Annotated in this window: 11 protein-coding genes and 1 pseudogene; 8 read left to right on the top strand and 4 right to left on the bottom strand. The window is 72.2% G+C overall.

Features of this window, described 5'->3' with window-relative positions; all coding sequences use genetic code 11:
• A partial coding sequence (locus BBH68_RS21040) for a M4 family metallopeptidase (RefSeq protein WP_174589062.1) occupies positions 1 to 377 on the top strand: 377 nt, incomplete at its 5' end.
• Positions 378 to 465: 88 nt separating this feature from the next.
• Here the strand turns inward: BBH68_RS21040 and BBH68_RS21035 are convergent.
• The 4 genes from BBH68_RS21035 to BBH68_RS21020 all read right to left on the bottom strand — a co-directional run bounded on the left by BBH68_RS21035 (position 466) and on the right by BBH68_RS21020 (position 4,057).
• Entirely contained in the window at positions 466 to 1,689 is a 1,224-nt protein-coding gene (locus BBH68_RS21035; protein ID WP_065964840.1) for a right-handed parallel beta-helix repeat-containing protein, read from the bottom strand.
• A 172-nt stretch (positions 1,690 to 1,861) separates the two neighbouring features.
• A complete protein-coding gene (locus BBH68_RS21030; protein WP_065964846.1) occupies positions 1,862 to 2,785 on the bottom strand; it encodes an RNA polymerase sigma-70 factor in 924 nt (307 codons plus the stop codon).
• A 47-nt stretch (positions 2,786 to 2,832) separates the two neighbouring features.
• Positions 2,833 to 3,306: a carboxymuconolactone decarboxylase family protein gene (locus BBH68_RS21025; RefSeq protein ID WP_065964838.1), complete on the bottom strand. Its 474-nt coding sequence runs from the start codon at positions 3,304 to 3,306 to the stop codon at positions 2,833 to 2,835.
• Between the two features lie 109 nt (positions 3,307 to 3,415).
• Positions 3,416 to 4,057, bottom strand: coding sequence for a LysE family translocator (locus BBH68_RS21020; protein WP_065964836.1), 642 nt, complete (start codon positions 4,055 to 4,057; stop codon positions 3,416 to 3,418).
• A 134-nt stretch (positions 4,058 to 4,191) separates the two neighbouring features.
• Here BBH68_RS21020 and BBH68_RS21015 point away from each other — a divergent pair, with 134 nt between their 5' ends.
• The 7 genes and pseudogenes from BBH68_RS21015 to BBH68_RS20985 all read left to right on the top strand — a co-directional run bounded on the left by BBH68_RS21015 (position 4,192) and on the right by BBH68_RS20985 (position 15,695).
• Entirely contained in the window at positions 4,192 to 5,760 is a 1,569-nt protein-coding gene (locus BBH68_RS21015; RefSeq protein ID WP_065964834.1) for a sensor histidine kinase, read from the top strand.
• Between the two features lie 162 nt (positions 5,761 to 5,922).
• A pseudogene (locus BBH68_RS21010) lies at positions 5,923 to 7,828 on the top strand (rhamnogalacturonan lyase).
• Between the two features lie 62 nt (positions 7,829 to 7,890).
• Positions 7,891 to 8,691 (top strand): pectate lyase, encoded by an 801-nt coding sequence (locus BBH68_RS21005; RefSeq protein ID WP_065964832.1) that lies wholly within the window; start codon positions 7,891 to 7,893, stop codon positions 8,689 to 8,691.
• Between the two features lie 86 nt (positions 8,692 to 8,777).
• Positions 8,778 to 9,716, top strand: coding sequence for a helix-turn-helix domain-containing protein (locus BBH68_RS21000; protein WP_065964830.1), 939 nt, complete (start codon positions 8,778 to 8,780; stop codon positions 9,714 to 9,716).
• A 329-nt stretch (positions 9,717 to 10,045) separates the two neighbouring features.
• Positions 10,046 to 12,040, top strand: a complete 1,995-nt coding sequence (locus tag BBH68_RS20995) for an alpha-1,4-glucan--maltose-1-phosphate maltosyltransferase (protein WP_065964828.1) — start codon at positions 10,046 to 10,048, stop codon at positions 12,038 to 12,040.
• Positions 12,037 to 13,773 carry a maltose alpha-D-glucosyltransferase gene (gene treS, locus BBH68_RS20990; RefSeq protein WP_065964826.1) on the top strand — a complete coding sequence of 579 codons (1,737 nt, stop codon included), beginning with the start codon at positions 12,037 to 12,039 and terminating at the stop codon, positions 13,771 to 13,773. The genes BBH68_RS20995 and treS overlap by 4 nt, the downstream gene beginning before the upstream one ends.
• Positions 13,774 to 14,084: 311 nt before the next feature.
• Positions 14,085 to 15,695, top strand: a complete 1,611-nt coding sequence (locus tag BBH68_RS20985; RefSeq protein WP_065964824.1) for a maltokinase N-terminal cap-like domain-containing protein — start codon at positions 14,085 to 14,087, stop codon at positions 15,693 to 15,695.
• The last annotated feature ends 6 nt before the right edge of the window (positions 15,696 to 15,701 follow it).

Genomic DNA, 15,701 nt, shown 5'->3' with positions numbered 1-15,701 from the left:
TGCGCTACATGGACAAGCCCAGCAAGGACGGCCTGTCCTACGACTACTGGTCCAGCAGCATCGCCCAGGACGACCTTCACTTCACCTCCGGGCCCGCCAACCACTTCTTCTACCTGCTCTCCGAGGGCAGCGGCCGCAAGGTCATCAACGGCGTGACCTACGACAGCCCGACCAAGGACGGCCGCACCGTCAAGGGCATCGGCCGCGCCAAGGCCGAGCAGATCTGGTACAAGGCGCTCACCACGTACATGACCTCGACCACCAACTACGCCAAGGCCCGCACCGCGACGCTCAAGGCGGCGAAGGCCCTGTACGGCGGCACCAGCGCCGAGTACAAGGCGGTCGACAACGCCTGGGGCGGCATCAACGTCCGGTGACCCAGCTGTCGTGACGTAGCTGTCGTGATGTAGCTGTCGGCCGGGTGGGCACAACGGCCCGCCCGGCCGACCCACGCCTGACGTGCGGCTACCGGGTCACCCGACTGCCGCCGAAGGTCACGACCAGGCGGCCGTCCGAGGCGAAGGACCACTTCAGGGCGCCGCCGTACGAGGCGCACCGGGAGCCGTTCGTGCCCGACCAGAACTGGTTCGAGCCGTCGACGTCACCCACGGTCTTGTCGTTCGTCCCGCTGCCGCTGCGGCAGGAGACGTTGTTCCGGAACACCGAGGTGCCGCCGTCGAACGAGAAGTTGCGCTGGGCGTTGTCGATGCTGACGTTGTCCGACACGGACATCGTGCCCAGGTTCCTGTTGTACGTGAACCCGTGCTTGCCGTTGTGGTAGGCGATGCTGCGCCGGATGACGTGGTTGACCTTGATGTCCTCGCCGCCGAGCTTGTAGCCGTTGCGGTCGCCGCTGGAGTTCTGGGTTCCGTCGGACAGGGTGCCGTTGTTGTAGGAGAGGGAGTCCTCGATGGTCACCGGGCCGATGGGGCCGGTGTCCGACTTGGTGTAGAGGTCCCAGCCGTCGTCGATGTTGTTGTGGGACACCGCGTAGCGGAAGACGTTGCCGGGGCCCGAGGTGAGCTTCGCGGCGAAGCCGTCGGCGTCCTCGCCGTCGGAGTCGGCGTTGTCGTGCGATTCCGCGCTCAGGATGAGGTTGTTGGACGGCCACTGGTCCTTGGGCGTGCTGGAGGCCATTCGCGAGAGCTGCAGCCCGGTGTCCCGGTTGAAGCGGGTGACCGTGCGCTCGATGACGTTGTTGCTGCCGCCGACGAAGATGCCGTTGTCCCCGGCGCGCTCGACGACGATGCCCTTGAGGTGCCAGTACGAGCCGTTGAGGGCGAGCCCGCGGTTCGAGGAGGACTCGGTCTGGGCGGAGAAGTTCAGGACCGGGGTCTCGCCGGGGTAGGCGGACAGCACGGTGCGGGCGCTCGAGGTGCCGTTGTTGCCGGGCGGGATGGTGACCGTCTGCGCGTAGCGGTAGGTCCCGCCGCGCAGGTAGATCGTCCCGCCCGGGGTGACGCGGCTGATCGCCGAGGTCAGCGTCGTGGGGGCCGACTCCGTACCGGCCGCGCCGTCGGTGCCGTTGGGCGCGACGTACAGCGCGCCGGCCGCCTGCGCCGTGACGCCGTTCTGCGCCGTGACGCCGGGCGGCGGCGCGGCTGCCGCCGTGGCGCCGGGCAGGGCTGCGGCCGCGCCGACCGCCAGGGCGGCGGAGGCCAGTAAGGACAGTGAGGATCGGGGCTTCATGGGGGTTGCTCCTTCTCCGTGGTCGCCTGCGTGGAGGCATGGGGGTGCGGCTCCCGGTACGAGAGCGGCACAAGAGATGAAAGCGCTTGCTACGCTAGGAGCGTGCCATGGTCACGTCAATAGTCCGGCCGCCGGGCGGCGCCGGGGCGGACCTCCGGCACCCGCCTGGAGGTCAGTTCGCCCGCCGCCGGGCCCGCTTCACCTCGCGGTCGATGGCCCAGGCGTCGGCGACCGGCCCGATGTGGCCGAGCTTGTCGGGGTTGATCACCACGCGGACGGCCTGAATCCGCGCGTCGAGCACGTCGAGGGCCATGGTGTGCAGAATCCTGCCGTCCCGGTCGCGGAAGATCGCCCCGGGCTGGCCGTTGACCTCGCGCGGCTCCATGGTCACGTCGATCCGCAGCAGCAGGGGGAAGACCGTGCCCAGCACCCGGGCCACGTTGTCCGCGCCCATGACCGCCTTGCCCAGCTGCGGCGCCTTGCCGCCGCCGTCCCCGACCAACTGCGCGTCGCCGGTCAGCAGATCCCGCAGCCCGCCCACATCGCCGCCCTTCAAGGCGTCGAAGAACCGTGTCGCCAGCTCCCGCCGCTCCTGCCGGTCCGCCTCGAACCGCGGCCGCCCCTCCCGCATGTGCCGCCGCGCCCGCACCACCAGCTGCCGGCACGCCGGCTCCGACCGCCCCACCGTGTCGGCGATCTCGTCGAACCCGAAGCCGAACACCTCGCGCAGCACGAACACCGCCCGCTCCAGCGGGCTGAGCCGCTCCAGCAGCAGCAGCGCCGCCATCGACACCGAGTCGGCCAGCTCCGCCGACCGCGCCGGGTCCTGGTACGGGTCGCTGAGCAGCGGCTCGGGGAGCCAGGGGCCCACGTACTCCTCCCGGCGCACCCGCGCCGAGCGCAGTACGTCGATCGAGATCCGCGTCACCGTGGCCGACAGAAAGGCCTTGGTGGACGTGGGCAGGGTCGACGAGCCGTCAAAGCGCAGCCATGTCTCCTGCACCGCGTCCTCGGCTTCGCCCACACTGCCCAGGATCCGGTAGGCGATCGAGAACAGCAGCGGCCGCAGCTCCTCGAACTCCTCGGCCTTGTCCACGTCCACTCCCCTGCCCGCTGGTTCCCTCACATCCGGCCGTACGCGGCTCAGTGGAACTGGCCGGGCCGGTAGTCGCCGGCCGGCTGCCGGGTGATGATGTTCAGCCGGTTCACCGCGTTCATGAAGGAGACCAGGATCACCAGGGCGGCGAGCTGGTCCTCGTCGTAGTGCTCGGCGGCGTGCGCCCACACCTCGTCGCCGACGCCGGTGGCCGCGTCCGCGACCCGGGTCCCCTCCTCCGCGAACGCCAGCGCGGCGCGCTCGGCCTCGGTGAAGACCGTGGCCTCCCGCCACGCCGCGACCAGGTTGAGCCGCACCGCGGTCTCGCCGGCCGCGGCGGCCTCTTTGGTGTGCATGTCGATGCAGGCGGCGCAGCCGTTGATCTGGCTCACGCGCAGCGCCACCAGCTCCTGTGTCGCGGCCGGCAGCGGCGCCTCCTTGAGCGCCTTGCCCGCCGACATGAAGTACTTGAGGGCCTTGCCGGCGGTCGGGTTGGCGAAGTAGTTCAGTCGCGCGTCCATGGGGTGCTCCTCTGAGGTCGTTCGGTGGCTACACCCCCGAGACGAGGTGGCCCGACCTCCTGTGACACGGACGCGTGTGACCTGCGTCTCCCCCTGCCGCCTCGGCCGGTCAGTCCTTGCGGCCCGTGGCGGCCACGGTGACACCGAGCCCGATCATGGCGAGCCCGCCGACCCCGCCGACCATGGCCAGCCGCTGCGGTGAGCGGGCGAACCAGCCGCGCGCGGTCGCGGCGACGAGGCCCCAGACGCTGTCGGAGGTCACGGCGATGATGTTGAAGACGAGGCCGAGCAGCAGCATCTGCAGGGCGACGTGCCCCTGGTCGCGGTCGACGAACTGGGGCAGGACGGCGGCGAAGAAGACGATGGTCTTGGGGTTGGCCACCCCGACCGCGAACCCCTCCCAGAACGTCCGGAGGGCGCTCTGCCCCGCCGGGCCCTCCCCGTTGAACGCGGCGCGCAGCGAGCCCCGTTGCCGTATCGCCTTGACGCCGAGATACACCAGGTACGCGGCGCCCACCAGCTTGAGCGCCGTGAAGACGAGCACCGAGCGCTCCACGACGGAGCCGACCCCCAGCGCCACGGCCACCACGAGCACATACGCGCCGACCGTGTTCCCCATGACGGTGGTCAGCGCGGCCCGGCGCCCCTGCGCCAGCGCCCGGCCGATCACGAAGAGCACGCTGGGACCGGGGATCACGATCAGCAGGAACGACATGGCCGCGAAGGCGAGAAGACGATCGGTGGACACCATGGCGCACATCTAAACACGCGGGGTCTCCCCGCGTCGTACGTGTTTTCGGCGGACGGGCGCCGGTCGCGGGCGGCCCGCGAGGCCATACTTTCGTCAGGGGCGCGCGGGGCCCGTCGCGGGGGATGCTGTGGCGCATGATCCGGTGGATACGACGCAGTGGTGCCGCGCGAAGCGCCCTGGTCCTGTGGCTCGCGGCCTGCGCGCCCGTCCTGCTGAAGGCCACGTCGGCGGGCGGGCGCGACCTGTGGGTGCTGCTGGCCGGGTTCCCGCTCCTGGCGGGGGCGGCCGCGGTGGGGCGGACGCGGCCGCTGGTCGGGCTGGCGGTGGCGGTGGGGCTGAGCCTGGCCCTCAACCTGGAGCTGTTCACGTCCTCCTACTGGGCGGCGCTGGCGCTGTGGGGCTATCTCACGGGGCGCTGGACGGCGGGGGCGCGGCCCGCGCTGTGGTTCTTCGCGGCCTTCGCCGTGGCGGGCGCGCTGCTCACCTGGGTGACGGACGCCGGGGTCTGGACCTGGTTCACCGCGCTGACCACGCTGCTGTTGCTCGTCGTGCTGCCCTGGCTGCTCGGCCGCTACCGGCGGCAGTACGAGCACCTGGTCCGCGCAGGCTGGGAGCTGGCCGACCGGATGGAGCGGGAGCAGCGGGCCGCCGCCGACCGCGCGCGGCTGCGCGAGCGGTCCCGGATCGCCGGGGACATGCACGACTCGCTGGGCCACGACCTGGCCCTGATCGCGCTGCGCGCCGCGGCGCTTCAGGTCGATCCGGAGCTGAGCGACCGCCACCAGGCGGCCGCCGCCGAACTGCGGGAGGCGGCCGCGGCGGCCACCGGCCAGCTGCGGGACATCATCGGCGTGCTGCGGACCGGGGACGACCCGGCCCCGACCGCCCCCGCCGACGAGGGCGTCGGCGCGCTGGTGGACCGGGCGCGGGCCGCGGGGCTGGCCGTCGAGCTGGAGGACGGTGGCGCGGACCGCCCCGGCGGCGCCGGGCTGCCGCCCATGGCCGACCGTGCCGTGTACCGCGTGGTGCAGGAGGCGCTGACCAACGCCGCCAAGCACGCCCCGGGCGCGGCCGTCCGCGTCCGGCTGGCGCGGGATCCGGCGGCGGGGGAGATCACGGTGTCGGTCGCCAACGGCCCGCGCCCGGCGGACAGCGGTGTCCCCGAGCCGGCCTCGGGCGGCAACGGCCTGGTGGGGCTCGACGAGCGGGTGCGGCTGGCCGGCGGGGTACTGGCCCACGGCCCCTCCCCCGACGGCGGCTTCGAGGTGTCGGCGCGGCTGCCGCTCGCGCCCGGGGTCGCGCTGGTCGCCGGGCGGGCGGCGGCCCCGACGTCCACCTCGGCGCGGGAGCTGGCCCGGGCCAGGCAGCGGGTGCGGCGCAGGCTGGTGGAGTCGATCACCGTGCCCCTGGCCGTGGCCGCCGGGCTGGCCGTCCTGTGGGGCGGGTTCCACTTCTATACGCAGTACCACGCGGTGCTGGACCGGACCACGTACGACAGTCTTGAACTCGGCGAGCCCCGCGCCGACGTGGAGTCGCGGATGCCGCCGTACACGATGGACGGCGCCCCCGACGGGGTGGCCGCGCCGCCCCCGGGCTGGGACTGCGCGTACTACGGGGTGCGCCGGTACGACGGGCGGTCCGCGTACCGGCTGTGCTTCGTGGACGGACGGCTGGTCGGCAAGGACGTGGTGACCAGCCGGTAGGGGCGCGGGGTCCGGCGCGCCGTCCGCGGCCGGGCGCGGGATCCGGCGCGTCACTCCGCGGGCCGGGAAATCCGCGCAGGGGGCGGCAACCTTTCCGGTCAGAGCGGCGACCACACCCCGACACCCCCGCCCCGCGCACTCCCCCACCCCCCAGGAGGTCCCGTGGCACCCCCGCACGGTTCGCCCGCTCCCTCCGCCCGCCGCCGGGCCGGACGCGCCGCGCTCGCCGCGGCCGCCGCCGGCGCGCTGCTCGCCACCGGCCCGGCCGCGCTCTCGCACGCCGCCCCGGCCGACGGCACGCGGACCGCCTCCCCCCAGGCCGCCGCCGTCCAGGCGGCCCAGCTGGAGAGGCTCGACCGCGGGCTGGTCAGCGTGCACACCGGCAATGACAACCTGGTGAGCTGGCGCTGGCTGGCCACCGACCCGGACGACGTGACGTTCAACCTCTACCGGGGCGGCGTCAAGGTCAACTCCTCGCCCCTCACCACCACCAACTACCTCCACAAGGACCCCCCCCAACAGCGCGGACTACACGGTCCGCGCGGTGGTGGGCGGCGTGGAGCAGCCCGCCTCGCCGAGCGCCGTGCAGTTCCGCTCCGGCTACTACGACGTGCCGATCTCGCCCCCCTCGGGGGGCTCCGACTACACGTACGAGGCCAACGACGCCTCGGTGGGCGACCTGGACGGCGACGGCGACCTCGACATCGTCCTCAAGTGGCAGCCGACGAACGCCAAGGACAACTCGCAGTCCGGGGTCACCGGCAACACGATCGTCGACGGCTACACCCTCCAGGGGCAGCGGCTGTGGCGGATCGACCTGGGGCGCAACATCCGCTCCGGCGCCCACTACACCCAGTTCCAGGTGTACGACTACGACGGCGACGGCAAGGCCGAGGTCGCGATGAAAACCGCGGACGGCACGATCGACGGCACCGGCAGGACGATCGGCAACGCCTCCGCCGATCACCGCAACTCCAGCGGCTATGTGCTGAGCGGGCCCGAGTTCCTGACCGTGTTCAACGGCCGGACGGGCGCGGCGGTCTCCACCGTCGACTACGTCCCGCCGCGCGGCACGGTGTCCTCGTGGGGCGACTCGTACGGCAACCGCGTGGACCGCTTCCTGGCCGGCACCGCCTACCTGGACGGCTCGAAGCCCTCGCTGATCGAGGCGCGCGGCTACTACACCCGTACGGTCATCAGCGCCTGGAGCTACAGCGGCGGGCAGCTCACCCGCACGTGGACCTTCGACACCAGCAGCTCCACCAACGCCGGCAAGGGCTACGACGGGCAGGGCAACCACGCGCTGACGATCGGCGATGTGGACGCCGACGGCAGGGACGAGATCGTGTACGGCTCGATGGCCGTGGACGACAACGGCGCCGGCCTGTGGACGACCAGGAACGGCCACGGCGACGCGGCCCACCTCGGCGACCTGGACCCGTCCCGGCCCGGTCTCGAGTACTTCAAGGTGGACGAGGACTCGTCGAAGCCGTCGTCGTACTACGCCGACGCCAGGACCGGCCAGGTGCTGTGGTCCACCCCGGCGAGCGGCGACAACGGGCGCGGCGTGGCCGGGGACATCTGGGCGGGCAGCGACGGTGCCGAGATGTGGTCGGCCGCCGACGGTTCGATCCGCGACAGGAGCGGGGCCGCCAAGGGCCGCAAGCCGGCCTCGGTCAACTTCCTGTCGTGGTGGGACGGCGACCCGGTGCGCGAGCTGCTGGACGGCACGCACATCGACAAGTACGGCACCTCCGCCGACACCCGGCTGCTGACCGGCTCCGGGGTGCACTCCAACAACGGCACCAAGGCCACCCCGTCGCTGTCCGGCGACATCCTCGGCGACTGGCGCGAGGAGGTGATCTGGCCGACCTCGGACAACAAGGCGCTGCGGATCTACTCCACGCCGTACGAGACCGACCGGAAGATCACCACGCTGCTCCAGGACCGGCCGTACCGGGTGGCCCTGGCCTGGCAGAACACCGCGTACAACCAGCCGCCGCACCCCAGCTTCTTCCTCGGGAACAAGATGGCGACCCCGCCGCGGCCGAAGATCGCCACCCCCTGAACGACCGTCCCGCACCGTTCCATCCGCACCTCCCACGCATCACGGAAACGAGGAGTGTGAACATGGCACAGCATCTGAGCAGGAAGCGGGCGATGGCCGGCCTCCTGGGCGCCGCCGCCCTCACGGCGGGCGCCATCGCCACCGGTCTGACCGTCCCCACCGCCTCGGCCGCCACCTGGCCCACGCCGAGCGGCACCCCCCAGGCGGTCACCAAGACCATCCCCGTCAGCGGGAGCTACGACGGCGGCATGAAGCGCTACTACGGCTCCGGCGACCTGGGCACCGGCGGCCAGAACGAGGACCAGGACCCGCTGTTCGAGCTGAAGGACGGCGCGACCCTGAAGAACGTGATCCTCGGCTCCCCGGCCGCCGACGGCGTCCACTGCCTGGGCAGCTGCACACTCCAGAACGTGTGGTGGGAGGACGTCGGCGAGGACGCCGCCACCTTCAAGGGCAGCTCGTCCTCCGCCGTCTACACGGTCAACGGCGGCGGCGCCAAGGAGGCCTCGGACAAGGTCTTCCAGTTCAACGGCGCGGGCACCCTCAACATCAGCAACTTCGCCGTGAAGAACTTCGGCACCTTCGTCCGCTCCTGCGGCAACTGCAAGACCCAGTACAAGCGGACCATCAACGTCAACACCCTGGAGGCGACCTACAAGGGCAGCCGCATCGCCGGGATCAACACCAACTACGGCGACAGCGTCACCCTGCGCAGGATCACCATCGTCGGTGACACCAGCAAGAAGATCATCCCCTGCCAGAAGTACCTCGGGAACAACACCGGCGCCGAGCCCACGACGAACGGATCCGGCCCCGACGGCACGTACTGCAAGTACTCCAGCTCGGACATCACCTACAGGTGACCGGCTTCAGGTGAGCCGGTCGGCCCGGCGTGCCTGACCCCGGCAGGGGCAGGCACGCCGGGCCCGGCTGTCGGACACTGGTGTCCATGGACAGGCCCGTGGACACACCGCCCGCACTGGGGGAATTCCTGCGCACCCGCCGCGCCCGCCTCCGCCCCGAGGACGTCGGGCTGGTCTCGTACGGGACCCGCCGCCGGGTGCCCGGGCTGCGCCGGGAGGAGCTGGCGCAGCTGGCCGGGGTGAGCGTCGCGTACTACACGCGGCTGGAGCAGGGCCAGTCGTCGGGCGCCTCGGACGGCGTGCTCGACGCGATCGCCCGGGCCCTGCGGCTGACCCCGGACGAACACGCGCATCTGCGCAATCTGGCCCGCCCGGCGCGGGCCGCGCGCCGCCCGGCGCCGCGCGCCGAGGCCGCCCGGCCGAGCACCCGCCGGCTGATCGAGGCCATGGACGGGGTGCCCGCGCTGGTCCTGACGGCCCGTTTCGACGTCCTGGCCTGGAACCCGCTCGGGCACGCCCTGGTCGCCGGGCACCTGGCCGCCGACGCCCCCGAGCGCCCCGCCGACCGCCCCAACACCCAGCGGCTGCTCTTCCTGGACCCCCACACCCGCGAGCTCTACCCCGACTGGGAGAGCGACGCGCGGCTCGCCGTCTCCGCGCTGCGGCTGGCGGCCGGCGCGCACCCCGACGACCGGCGGCTGGCGGAGCTGATCGGCGAGCTGACCATGAAGAGCGGCGAGTTCGCGGCGCTGTGGTCGCGCCACCCGGTGCGCCAGTGCTCCTACGGTGTCAAGTCCTTCCACCACCCGCTGGTCGGGCCGATGGAGCTCAGTTTCGAGATGACGGGGCTCACGGACTCGGGGGACCAGCGCCTGCTGATGTACGGCGCGGAGCCGGGGTCCCCGTCGGAGGCGGCGCTTCGGCTGCTGGCCTCGGGTCTCGCGACCGCGCCCGCGTCCCGGTCCGCGTCCCGGTCCCTTCCCCGTAACTCCGCCCGGAACGACCAGAATTCGGCGCGTCCCTGACCCCACCGGCACCGCCCGCACCGAGCACGCCCCCAAGGCCGCCCCAAGGCCGCCCCGGGAGAAACCCGTCGGCCCCGCGCTTGTCCTGTTTCAGGCTCGCGCGGGGCCGAGTCGCGTTATGCACGGGAAGTTAACGGGAACCCGGATTGTCGCCCCGCGCCGCGTGGGAAGGCTTTCCCAACACGCCCCCCATGGCCGACCCCATCCGCCCACCAGAGTGAACGCGGACAGGAGCTGTCATGCCCGCAACCCGTCGCAAGGCGGCAGAACCGATACAAAGGACAAAAGCCGCCACAGCATATACGCCCGCAACGCCGTCAGGTGATCCTATGATCGGTCGCATCCCCGTCCTGGACATCCGCCCGCTCATCGACTGCGGCCGCCGCCCCGCGAAGGCGGTGGTGGGCGAGACGTTCCAAGTCAGCGCCACCGTGTTCCGGGAGGGCCACGACGCGGTCAAGGCGAATGTCGTACTGCGCGATCCGGCCGGGCGCTCCGGGCCCTGGACCCCGATGCGCGAACTCGCCCCCGGCACCGACCGCTGGGGCGCCGACGTCACCCCGACCTCACAGGGCCGCTGGTCGTACACGGTCGAGGCGTGGAGCGACCCGATCGGCACCTGGCGCCACCACGCCACCGTCAAGATCCCCGCCGGGATCGACACCGACCTGGTCCTGGAGGAGGGCGCGCGGCTCCACGAGCGAGCCGCGGGGGCCGTCCCCAAGAGCGACGGCCGCGAGGCGGTGCTGGGGGCCGTCGACGCGCTGCGCGACGAGCGGCGCCCGGTGGCCGACCGGCTCGCCGCCGCCCTCGCCCCCGAGGTCACCGAGGTCCTCGACCGCCACCCGCTGCGCGAGTTGGTCACCGCCTCCCGCCCGATGCCGCTGCTGGTGGAGCGGGAGCGCGCGCTGTTCGGCTCCTGGTACGAGTTCTTCCCGCGCTCGGAGGGCGCCAAGGTCGCCGAGGACCGGCGGCCGGTGAGCGGCACCCTGCGCACCGCCGCCGAGCGGCTGCCCGCCGTCGCCGCGGCGGGCTTCGACGTGGTGTACCTGCCGCCGATCCACCCCATCGGCACCTCGTACCGCAAGGGCCCCAACAACACGCTGTCGGCGGGCCCGTACGACGTCGGCTCCCCCTGGGCGATCGGCTCGGCCGACGGCGGCCACGACGCGGTCCACCCCGACCTCGGCACCCTCGACGACTTCGACCACTTCGTGGCGCGCGCCCGCGAGCTGCGCCTGGAGGTCGCGCTCGACTTCGCGCTCCAGTGCTCGCCCGACCACCCCTGGGTGACCGAGCACCCCGAGTGGTTCCACCGGCGCGCCGACGGCTCGATCGCCTACGCCGAGAACCCGCCCAAGAAGTACCAGGACATCTATCCGATCGCCTTCGACACGGACTTCCCGGGGCTGGTCCGCGAGACCGAGCGGGTGCTGCGCTTCTGGATCTCCCACGGTGTGCGGATCTTCCGGGTGGACAATCCGCACACCAAGCCCGTGGTCTTCTGGGAGAAGGTGATCGGCGACATCAACCGCACCGACCCCGATGTCATCTTCCTCGCCGAGGCCTTCACCCGGCCGGCCATGATGCACACCCTCGGCGCCATCGGCTTCCAGCAGTCGTACACGTACTTCACCTGGCGCAACACCAAACAGGAGCTGACCGACTACCTCACCGAGCTGTCCGGGGAAGCGGCCGGATACATGCGGCCGAACCTCTTCGTGAACACCCCCGACATCCTGCACGCCTATCTCCAGGAGGGCGGCCGCCCCGCCTTCGAGGCGCGGGCCGTGCTGGCCGCCACCCTCTCCCCCACCTGGGGCGTCTACGCGGGCTACGAGCTGTGCGAGAACACCCCGCTGCGCCCCGGCAGCGAGGAGTACCTGGACAGCGAGAAGTACCAGCTGCGGCCGCGCGACTGGGCGGCCGCCGAGCGCGAGGGGCGCACCATCACCCCGCTGCTCACCTGCCTCAACCGGCTGCGGCGCCGCCACCCGGCCCTGCGGCAACTGCGCAACCTGCGATTCCACCACGTCGACAACGAGTCTGTCATCGCCTACTCCAAGCGGACGGGCGACTCGTGCGTGCTCACGGTCGTCAACCTGGACCCCCACCACACCCAGGAGGCGACGGTCTCGTTGAACATGCCGGAACTCGGCCTCGACTGGCATGAGTCCGTCCCGGTGCGCGACGAGCTCACCGGCGAGACCTATCACTGGGGCAGGGACAACTATGTGCGCCTGGAGCCGGGCCGCCCCATGGCTCCCGCGCATGTGCTGTCCCTGCGACCGTCCTCACCGATCGGAGGGTCACCCACATCATGACCGTCAACGAGCCCGTACCGGACAAGTTCGAGGACACTCCGGCCAAGGACCGCGACCCCGAATGGTTCAAGCGCGCCGTGTTCTACGAGGTGCTGGTGCGCTCCTTCCAGGACAGCAACGGCGACGGCATCGGCGACCTCAAGGGACTCACGGCCAAACTCGACTATCTCCAGTGGCTCGGCGTGGACTGCCTGTGGCTGCCGCCCTTCTTCGCCTCCCCGCTGCGCGACGGCGGCTACGACGTGTCCGACTACACCGCCGTGCTGCCGGAGTTCGGGGACCTCGCCGACTTCGTCGAGTTCGTGGACGCCGCCCACCAGCGGGGCATGCGGGTGATCATCGACTTTGTCATGAACCATACGAGTGATCAGCACCCGTGGTTCCAGGAGTCCCGCCGCGACCCGGAGGGACCGTACGGCGACTACTACATGTGGGCCGACGACGACAAGCAGTTCCAGGACGCCCGGATCATCTTCGTCGACACCGAGACCTCCAACTGGACCTTCGACCCGGTGCGCAAGCAGTACTACTGGCACCGCTTCTTCTCGCACCAGCCGGACCTCAACTTCGAGAACCCCGCCGTCCAGGAAGAGGTACTGGCCGCCCTGCGCTTCTGGCTGGACCTGGGCATCGACGGCTTCCGGCTGGACGCCGTCCCGTATCTGTACGCGGAGGAGGGCACCGACTGCGAGAACCTGCCCCGCACCCACGAGATGCTCAGGCGGGTCCGCGCCGAGATCGACGCCCACTACCCGGACACCGTGCTGCTCGCCGAGGCCAACCAGTGGCCCGAGGACGTCGTCGACTACTTCGGCGACTTCAGCAAGGGCGGCGACGAGTGCCACATGGCCTTTCACTTCCCGGTGATGCCGCGCATCTTCATGGCGGTGCGCCGCGAGTCCCGCTACCCGGTCTCGGAGATCCTCGCCAAGACCCCGGCCATCCCCTCCGGCTGCCAGTGGGGCATCTTCCTGCGCAACCACGACGAGCTGACGCTCGAGATGGTCACCGACGAAGAGCGCGACTACATGTACGCGGAGTACGCCAAGGACCCGAGGATGCGCGCCAACATCGGCATCCGCCGCCGACTGGCCCCCCTCCTGGACAACGACCGCAACCAGATCGAGCTGTTCACCGCGCTGCTGCTGTCCCTGCCCGGCTCGCCGATCCTCTACTACGGCGACGAGATCGGCATGGGCGACAACATCTGGCTCGGCGACCGCGACGCCGTCCGCACCCCCATGCAGTGGACCCCCGACCGCAACGCGGGCTTCTCCTCCTGCGACCCCGGGCGGCTGTTCCTGCCCACCATCATGGACCCGGTCTACGGCTACCAGGTGACCAACGTCGAAGCGGCCATGAGCAGCCCCTCCTCGCTGCTCCACTGGACCCGCCGGATGATCGAGATCCGCAAGCAGAACCCCGCCTTCGGCCTCGGCTCCTTCACCGAGCTGTCCTCCTCCAACCCCGCCGTCCTCGCCTTCCTGCGCGAGGCACCCGGGGACGGGAAGGGCGGGGACGACCTCGTGCTGTGCGTGAACAACTTCTCGCGCTTCGCCCAGCCCACCGAGCTGGATCTGCAGGCCTTCAGCGGCCGTCACCCGGTGGAGCTGATCGGCGGTGTGCGCTTCCCCGCCATCGGCGAGCTGCCCTACCTGCTGACCCTCGGGGGCCACGGCTTCTACTGGTTCCGGCTGCGGCCCTCGGACGCGGCGGGCCACTGGACCGACTGACCCACCGTCCCCTGGGCGGCCCGGCGGCCCCGCGCCCGGCCCGCTTCCGTCCGTACGCGTCCACCTGGGGCGCGTACGGGCGTTTTCGACCCCACATCGGGGGCAGGTTCCCTACTACCGCACGGGCGAAGCCGACCGCGCACTCCGTAGGGGGTCCTACGGAGGATTGGCCGTACGGCCTAGTGGCCACACGGAAGATTGGCCGTACGGACGATCCTCGCCCGACACGTCCCGCACCGTCGCACGGTCAATGCCGCAATCCGGGACACTTTGCCCTGACTGTCGTGTGCCCGGGGAAAGGACGCGACGCCATGCCGGAAGCTTCATTCTCCCGGGGGGCACAGCACCCGCCGACCGCTGTACCGCGGGTCGAACCCCCGCCCTCCGCGCCCCTTGCCACCACGGCCGCGGGCCCCGCCGGGCTGCTCGCCTCCCTCGCCCCCCTGCTCGCGGAATGGCTGCCCCGCCAGCGCTGGTTCGCCGGCAAGGGCCGCCCGATCACCGGCTTCTCCCTCGTGTCCGCGACCGAACTGCTGCCGTGCGCGGCCACCGGCACCACACCCGGGCTGCTCCACCTGCTCGTCCGCGCCCAGCAGCCCGAGCCCGCCGGCCACCGGCACGGCTCCGGCTGCGGCCACCCGCGCGGCGCGGCGGCCAGCGACTGCTACCAGCTCCTGCTCGGCGTGCGCCCCGCCCTGCCGCCCCGGCTCGCCCCCGCCCTCATCGGCCGCCCCACCGGCGGGCCGCTGGACGGCCGGGCCGTCTACGAGGCGCTGTTCGACCCCCGCCTCGCCACCCTCCTGCTGGAACGGCTGCGGATGCCCGGCACCCTCGGGCCGCTGCGCTTCCTGCGCGAGCCGTCCGCGGCCATCCCCCAGGCGCTCGCTCCCCGGCTGCTGACCGCCGAGCAGTCCAACTCCTCCGTCATCTACGGAGATACGTTTATCCTCAAGCTCTTCCGCCGGGTGAGCCCCGGCACCAACCCCGACCTCGAGCTGCCCCTGGCCCTCGCCCGGACGGGCTGCACCCGGGTGCCCGCCCCCGCCGCCTGGTTCGAGGCCGCCCCGCCCGCCGAGGGCGCCGGCCCCCGCTCCGACCCCTTCACCCTCGGTGTGCTGCAGCCCTACCTCGCCGGCTCCACCGACGGCTGGCAGCTCGCCCTCGACGCGCTGGCCGCGCGGGACGACTTCACCGAGGCCGCGCACGCCCTCGGGCAGGCCACCGCGGAGGTCCACCTGGCGATGGCCCGCGCGCTGCCCACCACCGTCCTGCGCCGCCCGCAGATCGAGCACCTCGCGGCCGCCATGTCCGAGCGCCTGGACTCCGCCGCCGCGGCCGTCCCCGCCCTCCACCCCTACCGCGCCGCACTGCACGCCGCGTACGAGGACCTGGCCGCGCTCGGCCGCGCGGGCCGCACCTGGACCGCGCAGCGCATCCACGGCGATCTGCACCTGGGCCAGGTGCTGCGGACGGTCCAGGACGGGGGCTCGGGCGAGGCCGGGGCCGGGGCCGCTACCGGGGCCGGGGAGAGCGGCGCGGGGGGCGGCGGGGGCGGGGGCGGGGGGACCGGGGTCCGCTGGTCCCTCATCGACTTCGAGGGCGAGCCCTCGCGCCCGCTCGCCGAACGCCGCCGCCCGCAGCCCCCGGTGCGCGACATCGCGGGCATGCTCCGCTCGTTCGACTACGCGGCGGCCGTAGGCGGCCACGACAGCCCCCAGGACTGGGCCGGCCGCACCCGGGCCGCGTACTGCGCGGGCTACGCGGAGGCGTCCGGCGCCGACCCGCGCGATGAGCCGGAGCTGCTGCGGGCCCACGAGACGGACAAGGCGGTGTACGAGGTGGTCTACGAGGCCCGCCACCGTCCCGAGTGGCTGCCCGTCCCGATGTCCGCCATCCGCCGCCTGGCCGCGGCCCGCCCCTGACCCCAC

Origin of the sequence: Streptomyces sparsogenes (assembly GCF_001704635.1) — a bacterium.
Lineage (GTDB): Bacteria > Actinomycetota > Actinomycetes > Streptomycetales > Streptomycetaceae > Streptomyces > Streptomyces sparsogenes.
Note: the sequence above shows the minus strand (reverse complement) of the source record. Positions and strands in the feature narration are given on the sequence as shown.

Bases quoted from the DNA above. Each gene is read 5' to 3' on its own strand.
- BBH68_RS21035 (WP_065964840.1), bottom strand. From the start codon at position 1,689: ATGAAGCCCCGATCCTCACTGTCCTTACTGGCCTCCGCCGCCCTGGCG.
- BBH68_RS21025 (WP_065964838.1), bottom strand. From the start codon at position 3,306: ATGGACGCGCGACTGAACTACTTCGCCAACCCGACCGCCGGCAAGGCC.
- BBH68_RS21020 (WP_065964836.1), bottom strand. From the start codon at position 4,057: ATGGTGTCCACCGATCGTCTTCTCGCCTTCGCGGCCATGTCGTTCCTG.
- BBH68_RS21015 (WP_065964834.1), top strand. From the start codon at position 4,192: ATGATCCGGTGGATACGACGCAGTGGTGCCGCGCGAAGCGCCCTGGTC.
- BBH68_RS21005 (WP_065964832.1), top strand. From the start codon at position 7,891: ATGGCACAGCATCTGAGCAGGAAGCGGGCGATGGCCGGCCTCCTGGGC.
- BBH68_RS21000 (WP_065964830.1), top strand. From the start codon at position 8,778: ATGGACAGGCCCGTGGACACACCGCCCGCACTGGGGGAATTCCTGCGC.
- BBH68_RS20995 (WP_065964828.1), top strand. From the start codon at position 10,046: ATGATCGGTCGCATCCCCGTCCTGGACATCCGCCCGCTCATCGACTGC.
- treS (WP_065964826.1), top strand. From the start codon at position 12,037: ATGACCGTCAACGAGCCCGTACCGGACAAGTTCGAGGACACTCCGGCC.
- BBH68_RS20985 (WP_065964824.1), top strand. From the start codon at position 14,085: ATGCCGGAAGCTTCATTCTCCCGGGGGGCACAGCACCCGCCGACCGCT.